At 66.5% G+C, this 12,289-nt stretch carries 10 protein-coding genes; 1 reads left to right on the forward strand and 9 read right to left on the reverse strand.

Going from position 1 to position 12,289, the window contains the following annotated elements; genetic code table 11:
- Positions 1-80: 80 nt before the first annotated feature.
- A complete protein-coding gene (locus ASE58_RS08875) occupies positions 81-2,366 on the reverse strand; it encodes a hypothetical protein (protein ID WP_055820115.1) in 2,286 nt (761 codons plus the stop codon).
- 80 nt (positions 2,367-2,446) lie between these two features.
- Between ASE58_RS08875 and ASE58_RS08880 the strand changes: the two genes are divergently transcribed.
- Positions 2,447-2,737, forward strand: coding sequence for an Hpt domain-containing protein (locus ASE58_RS08880; protein ID WP_055755929.1), 291 nt, complete (start codon positions 2,447-2,449; stop codon positions 2,735-2,737).
- Here the strand turns inward: ASE58_RS08880 and ASE58_RS08885 are convergent, their stop codons facing one another.
- From ASE58_RS08885 to ASE58_RS08920, 8 genes are all read right to left on the reverse strand, one after another.
- Entirely contained in the window at positions 2,738-3,916 is a 1,179-nt protein-coding gene (locus ASE58_RS08885; protein ID WP_055820118.1) for a vWA domain-containing protein, read from the reverse strand.
- A gap of 9 nt (positions 3,917-3,925) precedes the next feature.
- Positions 3,926-5,287, reverse strand: coding sequence for a hypothetical protein (locus tag ASE58_RS08890; protein WP_156347678.1), 1,362 nt, complete (start codon positions 5,285-5,287; stop codon positions 3,926-3,928).
- Positions 5,288-5,340: 53 nt separating this feature from the next.
- The gene (locus ASE58_RS08895) at positions 5,341-5,883 is read right to left on the reverse strand and encodes a CHAP domain-containing protein (RefSeq protein ID WP_055755936.1); all 543 of its coding nucleotides are present in this window, start codon (positions 5,881-5,883) and stop codon (positions 5,341-5,343) included.
- 103 nt (positions 5,884-5,986) lie between these two features.
- Positions 5,987-6,832, reverse strand: a complete 846-nt coding sequence (locus ASE58_RS08900; protein ID WP_055820123.1) for an AAA family ATPase — start codon at positions 6,830-6,832, stop codon at positions 5,987-5,989.
- 48 nt (positions 6,833-6,880) lie between these two features.
- A complete protein-coding gene (locus tag ASE58_RS08905) occupies positions 6,881-7,531 on the reverse strand; it encodes a DUF6975 family protein (protein ID WP_235513548.1) in 651 nt (216 codons plus the stop codon).
- Between the two features lie 176 nt (positions 7,532-7,707).
- Positions 7,708-9,747, reverse strand: a complete 2,040-nt coding sequence (rpoD, locus tag ASE58_RS08910) for an RNA polymerase sigma factor RpoD (RefSeq protein ID WP_055755942.1) — start codon at positions 9,745-9,747, stop codon at positions 7,708-7,710.
- 168 nt (positions 9,748-9,915) lie between these two features.
- Positions 9,916-11,721: a DNA primase gene (dnaG, locus tag ASE58_RS08915; RefSeq protein WP_055820128.1), complete on the reverse strand. Its 1,806-nt coding sequence runs from the start codon at positions 11,719-11,721 to the stop codon at positions 9,916-9,918.
- A gap of 46 nt (positions 11,722-11,767) precedes the next feature.
- Positions 11,768-12,220: a GatB/YqeY domain-containing protein gene (locus tag ASE58_RS08920; RefSeq protein ID WP_055820133.1), complete on the reverse strand. Its 453-nt coding sequence runs from the start codon at positions 12,218-12,220 to the stop codon at positions 11,768-11,770.
- Positions 12,221-12,289: the final 69 nt, after the last annotated feature.

Here is a 12,289-nt window from a genome sequence, read left to right on the forward strand (position 1 = left end):
CGTCAGAGAGCAGTCAGACGCGTTATAGAGAATAGCCGTTGCAACGTCGTGCAACGGCAGCATGCTGTCCCGTAGCCGTCTCAGCTACGCAGCCGCTCGATCGCCTGGGCGAGCACGACGTACAGCTTGCCCATGTCCGACGACAGCAGCGTGACCCCCATCGGTGATCCGTCGCGCAGCGTCAGGATGTGGCGCAGCATCGCTTCGAAATCATGGATGTAGCGGTTCACCTGATCGCGGAAGCCGTCGGCCTGATCGTACAGCAGCGCGATGTCGCGTGCCTGCGCGCCGTCGATCAGCCGAACGGCACGGCGGGTAAAGACGCCACGATCACCCTTTAGATAGGCGGCCCAGGCGGTGTCCGACACGTCGGTCGACAGCGAGCGGGCGATGTCGATCGCGGCCGAATTCATCGCCTCGATCAGCAGGGACACCCGGCGTGAAAACTGGTCGCTGTCCGCTGCTTCGCGCTCGGCCCGCGCGGCGGCCATCCGGTCTTCCAGCAGCTTGCTGGTATCGGCGATGTCCAGCATCTGGCGCGACAGACGCTCCGATGCCTCGATTGCCGAGGCCACGGCGTGGTTCGCGATCGTCGACAATTCCGCGACCTGCGACGTCACCGCATTGTCGACCGCATTGGCGAGCGCGCGGGCGCCCTGCGTCTCCAGATCGCGGGCGGCGTCGGGCAGCACCTTGGCCAGCGTGTCGCGCGCCTGCTGGCTGGCGGCTTCGGCGGTATCGCGGATGCGCAGCATCGCTTCGGACAGGCGCGGCGCGGCGTCTTCGGCGAAGCGGACGGTGGTGGCGATCGTATCGTCGACGATCGTACGCACGCCCTCGATCCGCTCCGCGCCGCGATCGAGCGTGTCGAGCAGCGACTGTTGCACGGTCGACAGCGTATCGCGCTGCATCGCCACGACCCCGGCAATCGCTTCGATCGCGTCGTGGGTGCTTTCGGCAGCGGTGACGAGTGCCAGCAATTCGGGCTTCGACCGGGCAACCACGGCGCGGCTGTCGGCGATGCGGGCGTCGAGCCGGTCGAGCGCGCCCGGCAGCGTTTCGTCCATCTCGCGGGCGGCGGAATCGAGCGCGGTCAGGACCTCTTCGGCGGTCGCGATGACCCGGCGGGCAGTGTCGTCGCCATTGGCCAGCGCCTCGGCCAGTGCGTCGGCGACCTGGGTCAGCGCGCCGACCGATCCGGCCACTGCCTGCGCCCGTTCGACGCCGGTGGTGCGCAACCGGTCGAACCGTTCATCGACGCCCGACAGGCCGTCGTTGAGCAGGGTCAGCAGCGCCTCGCTATCGCGGCGGCGGTCGTCGAGCTGCCCGGCCAGGCTGCGGATCGATCCGTCGATCTGGGCGACGCGCGTGGCGAGCAGTTCCGCACCCTCGCGCCCGGCGCGCTCGATCGCGGAGCCGTTCGCCTCGATCATCGCGATGGTGGCGTCACCCTGCGCGGTGATCGCCTTGCGCGATTCGTCGATCGCGGCGGCGGCGCGGTCGAGGACCGCGTCGATCGCGCCCGACATGGTGCCGATGACGCTTTCCAGACGTACGCCCGCGCTCTCGCTGGTCGCCTCCATCCGCTGCATATGCGCCGCCAGCCGCTGCGCTGCGCCGCTGGCGAGGTCGTCGGCCTCGCGCGAGCGTTGCGCGACCCCGGCCAGCTGCGCGTCGAGCGCCGCAACGCGCTCGCTGGCGGTCAGGCCGGTCGCATCGAGGAGCGCAGCCATCTCCGCCGTTTCGGCATGGGCGCGCGGCAGGGTGGCGAGGACCGTCGACAGCCGTTGTTCGGTAGTCAGGCTCATCCGGTCAAGCGTCGCGGCGGTTTCGCCGATGGCAGCGATCTGTTCGCGCATGTCGGCGCTGATCCCGCGGAGCCGGTCGGTCGCGGCATCGCCCAGCATCATCAGCGCCGCGCTTTGCTCGACGACTTCGGTGCGCGATTCGGCAAGCGTCCGCCGCACCGATTCGAGAACCTGTTCCAGCGCGAACGCTTCGGCCCGCATCGATTGCGCGGTGGCGGCGAAACGTCGCGCTTCGCTCCGGCTGTTCCGGCGCAGCAATAGCCACGCGATGCCGATCAACATCGGCGGCACGCACAATGCAGCGATGAAGGAGGTGATGCCGACGGGGCCGAGCGCGGGAAGGGAGGGGGCGCTCCACGCGAGCATGCCGCCGATCCATGCGGCCACCGCCAGCCCGGCAAGGCCGGGTCCTATCCAGTTGCGGCGGATCGGTTCGGCCTCCGGAAAGGCCTCCGCCAGCCAGTGTTGCGTGTCGTCGGTCACGGTGTCCCGCACCGTGAACCCGTCGTCGGCGTCGTGGCGATGCTGATGCAGCCCGGTGATCGAACCCCCGTTCATGGCCGGGGGTCTATCACGATCGGATGGACAGCGACAGCGGGGTAACGATCCATTAACCCCGTTCGCGCTATCCCGATTCCATGGCTTATGATCCCGGTGCGATCGATGCGACACTGGCGGCGGCGGTCGGCGACGAACCGCTACTGATCGCCGAACTGCGCGGGGCGTTCATCGACAGCGCCCGGCGGGTCCTCACCACCATGGAAAGTGCAACCGGCGAGCAATGGGCCGGGGCGGCATTCCGCCTGAAAGGGCTGGCTGCCAGCTTCGGCGCGGTTCGGCTGATGACGCTGGCCGCGGAGGCGGCTTTGGCCCCGGTCGGCGATGCGGCGACGCTGCGCCGCCTGCACCGCGCGGTCGACCGCTTCTGACTATCGGTGGCGCGACAATTCGCGCATCGCCGCTTCCAGTCCGTCGAGCGTCAGCGGATACATCCGGTCGGCGAACAGGTCGCGGATCAGGCGGGTCGAATGGGTCCAGTCCCACTGCGCCTGCGGGGCCGGATTGATCCACGCCGCCGCCCGCCAGTGCGCGGTCAGCCGTTGCAGCCAGACGGTGCCGGCTTCGTCGTTATGATGTTCGACCGAGCCGCCGGGATGGACGATTTCATACGGACTCATCGCCGCATCGCCGACCACGACCAGGCGGTAGTCGGGGCCATAGGTCCGCAGCAGGTCGGCGGTCGATAACCGCTCGGCAAAGCGGCGGCGATTGTCGCGCCAGACCCCTTCGTAGATGCAGTTGTGGAAATAGAAGAATTCGAGGTGGCGAAACTCGGCGGTGGCGGCCGAGAACAGTTCCTCCACCTGTTCGATGAACGGGTTCATCGACCCGCCGACGTCGAGGAACAGCAGCAGCTTCACCGCATTGCGCCGCGCCGGTCGCATCGCGACGTCCAGCCAGCCGCGCCGGGCGGTGTCGGCAATCGTCGCGTCGAGGTCGAGTTCGTCGGCGCTGCCTTCGCGGGCGAACCGGCGCAGGCGACGCAGCGCGATCTTCAGGTTGCGGGTGCCCAGCTCACGGTCGTGATCGAGATTGCGAAATTCGCGCTGTTCCCAGACTTTTACCGCACGGTTGTGCCGGCTCTGCCCGCCGATGCGGATGCCTTCGGAGTTGTAGCCGCCATGGCCGAACGGGCTGGTGCCGCCGGTGCCGATCCATTTCGATCCGCCATGATGCGCCTCGTCCTGCTCGGCCAGCCGCTGGCGCAGCGTCTCCATCAGCGCGTCCCAGTCGCCGGTCGGGTCGATCGCCGCCATCTGTTCGGGCGTCAGATAGCGTTCGGCGATGGCGCGCAGCCAGTCGGCGGGGATCGCCACCGGATCGACCCCGGCCGGCGCGGCAATCCCTCCAAAGACCTCGCCGAACACCCGGTCGAACCGGTCGACTACGCCCTCGTCCTTCACGAACGTCGTCCGGGCGAGGTGGTAGAAGGCGTCGAGCGTCGGTTCGATGACGCCGCGATCGATCGCGTCGATCAGGACGAGATGCTCGCGGATGCCGACCGACAGGCCGGCCCGGCGCAGCGCTTCGACGAACGAATGGAACATCGCGGCTGTTTACCGCATCGCCGCGTACAGGCGCCAGTGCGTACCCGACAGCCCCGCCGGATCACCCCGCGCGATCTCGCGATAGGCGCGGCCGTACCAGCCGGGGCTGCCGGGAAAGGCCGCGTCGCCATCGCGCTCGACGAAATGAAAATGCGCGGGCGGGCAGGGGCTGGCGGCGAGCGTGAGCGGATACTGTTGCGACCATGCCGCCGCGATCAGGATCGCGCTCGACCGGTCATAGTCGACCGACACGGTGGCGCCGCGCGGCGCGACCCTGCTGAGCGTCGCGATTGCCCGGCCGGGGTCGCCGCGTAGATTGCGGACCATCACGCTATCGGCAAACCCCGCCTGCACCAGAAACGCGAGTACGATCCCGCCGGCCAGCCATCGGTCGACCGACCGGTGCCGGTGCCATGCCGCCGGCAGGGTGATCGCCGCGAACAGCAGCAGCGGCGGCACGATGACGATATAATAGCGTGCGGCCCCGCTGTTCGGGAGTGCGAGCAGCGCCACCAGCAGCGGAAATGCCCAGGCGATGGCCGCCAGCGTCTTCAGTCGGTCGCATACGTCCCGCGCCAGATAGGCTAGGAGCACCAGAACGACGGCCGGACCGATCGTGCCGCCGATCAACTGGCCCATCGCATCGAACCATTTGCCCCAGTCATGCGGTTCGCGGTTGCCCAGGTGGAAGCCGGTGCCCCCGGCCGACGCCGCGAACCAGGCGGTCGCAATCAGCAGAAGCGAGACGGCAGCGGCGGGAGCCAGCAAGACGACGGTATCGCGCAGGCCCTGTCGCCAGCCGGCGTCCCAGCACCGTTCCAGCACGACCCACAATCCCAATAGGAACAGGCCGAACAGCATCGTCGCCTGCGCCAGACACCCCAGTAGCGCAGCGATGGCGAGCGCCGTCGTGGGCCGGGGGTGGGCAGGATCGGCCAGCCAGCGATCGGCGACGTCGATCGCCCAGACCCAGGCGAGCAGCATCGGGGCATAGCCGCGCGCTTCGGCACCATAGGTCAGCAGGAATGGCGCAACGCAGAAGGCGACGGCCGCAACGACCGCCGGCGCTGGCCCGCGCCGTGCTGCGATCCGTGCGGCGATGACGATCGTCGATGTGCCGCTGACGATCGACAGCGCGCGCTGCAGCATCGGCGGCGCGGCCGGCCCGACCAGTTGGAGCCAGAGCGTGTTCAGATGGTGGTTGTTGTCGTGATTGATCTGGAACAGCACCCCGGCGGGTGTCGTCACCTCCTGCGCAAAGATCGCCGACCATGCCTCATCGAGCCACAATCCGCCCCGCGCGGCCAGGCACCGCAGCACCAGCCCCGCCAGCGTGATGCCGGCGATCCAAAGCCAATGTTCCCGCTGCATGCCCATCCCCATGGGCGCGGGTCTACCCGACAAATCCGACGGCCGTCACGCTCTCAACGGGCGTAGGCGTCGATCAGCGACCCGACATAGTCCGGCGCTGCGCTGCTCAATTCGGTCGCGGGGCGCGGGCCATAGATAAAGCCGTGCGTCGGATAGACCGAACTGCCCAACCCCTGCGAATCGCGATACCACACCTTCACCTTGGTCCAGTCGCCCTTGGCCGACACGTCGAACACGGTGACGTCCTGCTCCACGCCGCCGCGCACGCCGTTGATCCGCGACCAGTTGGCGTGCGTGACCATCGCCACGCGCGGTTCGACGACCCGGCTGATGACGAGGACGTGGCCGAGCGGCAGGCGCGATGTCTTTTCAAAGGTCAGCACGGCACCGACGCGGGGCGTGTGGCCGCGGGGATAACGACCCTGCGCCTGATCCCACCAGGTCCATGCATCGCCATAGATTTCCACCCCCGACGCGGCGCGCGCGAACGGCACGCACTGCCCGACATAATCGAGCAGCGATCGCGCCTCGAGCGGGAAGCTGGCGGCACCGGCGAAGACGAGGAGCAGGAGGCCCCGGAAAAGCGAACCGAACATGGGTACGATTGTGGGCGAGCGATGGTCGCCAATCGGTTGGCGATCATGGTTAACGAAACCCTTCCGTCACGGCCCACCGCTACGTCGCCACGACCGGTCGCAGTCAGCCGCCCTTGCGCCGATGAAGGAAGGCGAGCCGTTCGAACAGCATGACATCCGCCTCGTTCTTGAGCAGCGCGCCGTGCAGCGGGGGAATCGCCTTTGCCGGATCGTGCGACGCCAGCACCTCCAGCGGCATGTCGTCGTGCAGCAGCAGCTTCAGCCAGTCGATCAGTTCGCTGGTCGACGGCTTCTTCTTCAACCCCGGCGTGTCGCGCACCGCGAAGAACAGGTCGAGCGCGCGGTTGACCAGCAGCGTCTGGATACCCGGAAAATGCACGTCGAGGATCGCCTGCATCGTCGGGCGATCGGGGAAGCGGATATAGTGGAAGAAACACCGGCGCAGGAACGCGTCGGGCAGTTCCTTTTCGTTGTTCGACGTGATGACCACGATCGGCCGTTCGCGCGCGGTCACCCGCTCGCCGGTTTCGTAGACGTCGAACGCCATGCGATCGAGTTCGTGGAGCAGGTCGTTGGGAAATTCGATATCGGCCTTGTCGACCTCATCGATCAGCAGCACCGGCAGGGTGGGGCTGGTAAACGCCTCCCACAATTTCCCCCGGCGGATATAGTTGGCGATGTCGTGGACGCGCGGATCGCCCAGCTGCCCGTCGCGCAGCCGCGCCACCGCGTCATATTCATACAGCCCCTGCTGCGCACGGGTGGTCGACTTGACGTTCCATTCGATCAGCGGCGCACCGACCGCGCGCGCGATTTCCTGCGCCAGCACGGTCTTGCCGGTACCAGGCTCGCCCTTCACCAGCAGCGGGCGGCGCAGCGTCACCGCCGCGTTCACCGCGACCTTCAGATCGTCGGTCGCGACATAACCCTCGGTTCCCTCGAAGCGCATCGGCGGTATCGTCATGGCCGCGACGATAGGCGGGGATGCGGGCGTGCGCTACCCGCGGCTTTCCGCCCGTGCGACCAACAGGTCCCACAGCCCGCGATGCTGGGCCAGCAGCTGTTGCAGGCCAAAGGTCATGGCGCGTTCGACCGGCGCCTCCGCAGTCACCGTGTCGATCAGGCGCAGCGTCTGTGCGGTCGAGGGCAGGGTGACCGGCATCGTCTCCAGCCCCATCCGGATCGCAGCGGCGTCCAGCGGGCGGCGGATCTCCGGCCAGTCGAGCGTCACGGCGATTGCCGCGCCCAGCGCACAGCCGGGTCGCACCGATCGCGCGAGCAGGTCGATCGCATGCCGTTGCGCCGCCAGCGCGGCTTCGGCGGCGGCCTGTCCGGGCGTACCCGGCGGCGGGCCGACGGCGGCGGATACCCGGATCAGATAGGCGCGTTCCTCGGCAAACCCCGCCGCTGCCTGCGCCAGCCACGGCGCGGCGGAAGGATGCAGCTCCGACCCGGCCGCATGGTCGACGACACCCGGATGCCGCCCGTGCAGCGAACAGAGCTGATGCAGCGCATCGGCCACATCACGCAACAGGGCGTCGCCACGCGACAGCAGGTCGGGGGCGACATGCCCGGCACTGCCATCGGCGAGAACGATCCGCGACAGACGTTCCGCCGTGTCGCAACCATCCCTGTTTGCAATCGCCACTATCAACCGCCGGCTCCCATGACTTCACGGGAACGGGTTATGGCGACAATAGATAACCCAAGCGCGTAGGAACACGGTTGCCGGGTTTTTAACCGCTATGTCGCGCGCAAGTCGAGGTTCGGAACTGCCCCGAAACGAACCGCCCCGGCGCTTTGACAAGGGCCGGGGCGGGGATTTTACTGGTCGAGGAAGGAGCGCATCTTGCGACTGCGGCTCGGATGCTTGAGCTTCCTGAGTGCCTTCGCCTCGATCTGCCGGATGCGTTCGCGGGTCACGCTGAACTGCTGGCCGACTTCTTCCAGCGTATGGTCGGTGTTCATGCCGATGCCGAAGCGCATGCGCAGCACACGCTCTTCGCGCGGGGTCAGCGACGCGAGGACGCGGGTGACTGTTTCCTTCAGGTTCGCCTGGATCGCGGCATCGACCGGGATGATCGCGTTCTTGTCCTCGATGAAATCGCCGAGATGCGAATCCTCCTCGTCGCCGATCGGCGTTTCGAGGGAGATCGGCTCCTTGGCGATCTTCATCACCTTGCGAACCTTTTCGAGCGGCATCGACAGTCGTTCGGCCATCTCCTCCGGCGTTGGTTCGCGGCCCTGTTCGTGCAGGAACTGGCGGCTGGTGCGCACCAGCTTGTTGATCGTCTCGATCATATGGACCGGGATGCGGATCGTCCGCGCCTGATCCGCGATCGAGCGGGTGATCGCCTGCCGAATCCACCACGTCGCGTAGGTCGAGAACTTGTACCCGCGGCGATATTCGAACTTATCGACCGCCTTCATCAGCCCGATATTCCCCTCCTGGATGAGGTCGAGGAACTGCAGGCCGCGATTGGTGTACTTCTTGGCGATGGAAATCACGAGGCGCAGGTTCGCCTCGACCATTTCCTTCTTCGCGATCCGCGCCTCGCGCTCGCCCTTCTGCACCATGTTGACGATGCGGCGGAATTCGCCCAGCGCCATGCCGGTCTGCTGCGCGATCTCCGCGATTTCAGTGCGGATGCGGTCGACGGCGGCGCCTTCGTTCTCGGCGAACGCCTTCCACTTCTTGTCGATCGTCGCGACCGACGTCAGCCACTGTTCGTCCAGCTCATGGTCGACATAGCTGTCGAGGAATGCCTTGCGCGGCACCTTGTGACGCTCGGCCAGCCGCAGCATCTGCCCGCCCAGTGCCGTCAGGCGACGGTTATAGGCATAGAGCTGATCGACCAGATATTCGATCTTGGCCTGGTGGAACTGGACGCTCTCGACCTCGGCGGTCAGTTCTTCGCGCAGCTTCTGGTACTTGCGCTCTTCCGCCGCGCTCAGGCCATCGCCCGCCGCCATCGCGTCGAGACGCTGCGACTGCATCTTCGAGAATTTCTTGAAAATCGCGGTGATGTTGGCGAACTTTTCTAAAGCCTGCGGCTTCAGCTGCTCTTCCATCTGCGCGAGGCTGAGGGTGTTGTCCTCGTCGTCATCATCGCTCGGGCGCGGGGTGCGGCGCTCGCCGTCCTCGTCCTCATCGGCCGATGCTTCCTCGGGCTCTTCCTCTTCCTTGAAGGAGGGGCCGGCGTTCTTCGACGAGATTTCGCCGTTGTCGTCGGCGTCCTCGTCGTCGGACAGCGATTCCGGCGCCGGGTCCTTCGACAGCATCGCGTCGAGATCGAGAATCTCGCGCAGCTGCATCGTGCCTTCGTTGAGCGCGGTCGACCAGCCGATGATCGCGTTGAACGTGATCGGTGATTCGCACAGGCCGAAGATCATCGTGTCGCGACCGGCCTCGATCCGCTTGGCGATGGCGATTTCGCCCTCGCGGCTGAGCAGTTCGACCGCGCCCATCTCGCGCAGGTACATGCGCACCGGATCGTCGGTCCGGTCGACGGTTTCCTTCTTCTTGACCGGTTCGAACGCGGCGGACGCATCGTCCTGGTCGGTCGACGTTTCGTCGTCGCCGTCCTCTTCCTGCTTGGCGCGTTCCTCGCCTTCGCCGTCCTCGCCCGCGTCCTCGTTCTCGACGACGTTGACGCCCATGTCGTTCAGCGCCGACATGATGTCCTCGATCTGCTCCGAGGTCATCTGATCCTGCGGCAGCATCTCGTTCAGCTGGTCGACGGTGATGTAGCCGCGCTTCTTCGCACGGGCGACCAGCTTCTTGATCGACCCTTCGTTCAGGTCGATCAGCGGCGCGTCGCCGGTATCGATCGTGTCGTCGCCGCCACCATTCGCCTTGGCCATCAATAACCCTCAAGAAATGTCACGCAGCACAACCGCGCTGGCGCTATTTTACCCGTCGTCTTTGTCCGGCACCGCGCGTTTTGCAAGCCAAGAGCGCGCAATGAAGCGGTTCGGAGGTAGATTCGCGGTAATTGTACGACGGCGATATGGGAGGCAAGGGCGAGGGGATCAAGCCGCCTCGTCCAGTTCCTCCATCCAGCTCCGGATGCGCGCCTGCACGGCGGCGTGGTCGGATCGCGCCTGTTGATAGTCGGCGAAGGTCCGTTCGGTCGTATCCTGGCGGCACCGTTCGGCCGCCGCATTCTCCGCCCGGCGGCACGCCTGTTCGTCGACCAGGATTTGGATCACCCGCAACAGGTCGGTTTCGGCCGTCTCCACTTCGGTATCGCGCAGCCAGAAGCTGAAGGCGAGATCGGTTTCCTTGTTCCGCCGCGCCATGTCGACCAGCTGCCGGTCAGCGGCGATCGTGTCGGTCAGCAGGCTTTCAGTCAGGTCGCTGCGGTAAATGGCCAGGTCGATGAGATGGTCGCGCCAGCGCCGCAGCAGCCCGTTCACGATCGGCAGTTGCGCGACGAGTTCGCAGTGGCGCTTCAGCACGTCGACATGCTGCATCAGCCCCATCAGGATTGCCCGCTGGAAGGCGAAGACCATATCGACCTTTTGGACCTCGGCCGCCGCTGCCATGTCGTTGGCGACGATCCGCAAGCGGCGGTCCTTTGCGCCGAACAGCGCAAAGAATTGATCCTTGAAGGTCCGGAAATATTCGCGGCGAATGCCTTCATGGGTGATCGTGCCGGCCAGCCGCGCCAGTTCATGCTCGAACGCCGCGCGCTCGTCCGGCCCCGCGCCGGGCGGCAGCGTCGCCAGTTCCAGCCGCCACAGGAAATCGGACAGCGATTCGCGCCGCGCGAGCAGGTCCTCGAACGCCTGCGCGCCCTCTGCGCGGACCAGATCGTCGGGGTCCATGCCATCGGGAATGGTAACGATCGCAATGCTCTTGCCCGGCTGCAACAGCGGCAGCGCGCGTTCTGCCGCCCGCCGCGCCGCCTTGATCCCCGCCGCATCGCCGTCGAAGCACAGGATCGGCACGTCAGCCATCCGCCACAGCCGTTCGAGCTGATGCTCGGTAAGCGCCGTGCCAAGCGGCGCCACGACCTCATCGAAACCGGCCTGCGCCAGCGCGATGACGTCCATATAGCCCTCGACCGCGATCACCCGCTTGGCCTTGCGCGCGGCGGCCTGCGCACGGTCGATATTGTAGAGCGTGCGCCCCTTGTCGAAGAGCGGGGTCTCCGGCGAGTTCAGGTACTTCGGCTCGCCATCGCCCAGGATGCGCCCGCCGAACGCGATCGTCCGCCCGCGCGCATCGCGGATCGGGATCATCAGCCGGCCGCGGAACCGGTCGTACGGTTCCTTGCCCTCGACCGAGATCAGCATCCCCGATTCGACCAGCATCGGATCGCCGTACGACGCAAGCGCCGCCTTCAGCCGGCCGCGCGCATCGGGGGCAAAGCCCATACCGAACGCGCGCGCCGTCTCCGGCTTGATCCCGCGCTTGGCCAGCGCCTCGCGGGCAATGCCGCCCTCGTCGCCCAGCCGGTCGGCAAACCAGACCTGCGCATCGGCCATCAGCTCGTGCAGGCCCTTGGCCCGTTCCGCCGCCTTGGCTGAACGCGCGTCCTGTGCCGGCATCTCCATGCCCGCCGCCGCGACCAGTTCCTTCACCGCGTCGATGAAGGGCAGGCCACGCTGGTCGGTCATCCAGCGGATGGCATCGCCATGCGCGCCGCAGCCGAAGCAATGGTAGAAGCCCTTGTCGTCATTGACCCAGAAGCTCGGCGTCTTCTCGGTATGGAACGGGCAGCACGCCTTGAACTCGTTGCCCGAGCGCTGGAGCTTCACCGATTTCGCCACCAGCGCCGACAGCGTCGTGCGGGTGCGCAACTCGTCAAGGAACTGGGGCGAGAGGGTCATGGCTCCATATGCCCCGAACGGAACGGGTACGGCAATGGGTTTGCGTTCAGCTCAGCGCCGCCTTCACCGCCGCGCTCGCCTTGCTCATGTCCAGTTCGCTGCCGTGGCGCGATTTCAGCTCGGCCATAACCCGGCCCATGTCCTTCATGCCGGCGGCATTCAGATCGGCCTTGATCGCCTCGATCGCCGCCGCCGTCTGCGCATCGTCCATCTGCGCGGGCAGGAAGCGTTCAATGACGGTCACTTCGCGCGCCTCGGCGGCGGCCAGTTCGGGGCGGTTGCCCTTCTCGTACATCTCGATCGATTCGCGACGCTGCTTCACCATTTTCTGCAGCACTTCGACCACCAGCGCGTCGTCGCTGTCGGGGGCCTTGCCGGTGCGTGCCTCGATATCGCGGTTCTTGATCGACGACTGGATCAGGCGGATCGTGGCGGTCGTTTCCTTGTCCCCGCCCTTCATGGCGGTGACGAGCGCGTCCTTGATGGTGTCGCGAATCATGGCGGTTCCGATGTCGTTCGTTTGGATAAGCGATCACCCTTAGCCGCATTCGTCATACGATCACAGGAT

The organism is Sphingomonas sp. Leaf9, assembly GCF_001421355.1.
Classification (GTDB): Bacteria; Pseudomonadota; Alphaproteobacteria; order Sphingomonadales; family Sphingomonadaceae; genus Sphingomonas.

Excerpts from the sequence above, each read along its gene's own strand:
- ASE58_RS08875 (WP_055820115.1), bottom strand. The coding sequence starts at position 2,366 with ATGAACGGGGGTTCGATCACCGGGCTGCATCAGCATCGCCACGACGCC.
- ASE58_RS08880 (WP_055755929.1), top strand. The coding sequence starts at position 2,447 with ATGGCTTATGATCCCGGTGCGATCGATGCGACACTGGCGGCGGCGGTC.
- ASE58_RS08885 (WP_055820118.1), bottom strand. The coding sequence starts at position 3,916 with ATGTTCCATTCGTTCGTCGAAGCGCTGCGCCGGGCCGGCCTGTCGGTC.
- ASE58_RS08890 (WP_156347678.1), bottom strand. The coding sequence starts at position 5,287 with ATGCAGCGGGAACATTGGCTTTGGATCGCCGGCATCACGCTGGCGGGG.
- ASE58_RS08895 (WP_055755936.1), bottom strand. The coding sequence starts at position 5,883 with ATGTTCGGTTCGCTTTTCCGGGGCCTCCTGCTCCTCGTCTTCGCCGGT.
- ASE58_RS08900 (WP_055820123.1), bottom strand. The coding sequence starts at position 6,832 with ATGCGCTTCGAGGGAACCGAGGGTTATGTCGCGACCGACGATCTGAAG.
- rpoD (WP_055755942.1), bottom strand. The coding sequence starts at position 9,747 with ATGGCCAAGGCGAATGGTGGCGGCGACGACACGATCGATACCGGCGAC.
- dnaG (WP_055820128.1), bottom strand. The coding sequence starts at position 11,721 with ATGACCCTCTCGCCCCAGTTCCTTGACGAGTTGCGCACCCGCACGACG.
- ASE58_RS08920 (WP_055820133.1), bottom strand. The coding sequence starts at position 12,220 with ATGATTCGCGACACCATCAAGGACGCGCTCGTCACCGCCATGAAGGGC.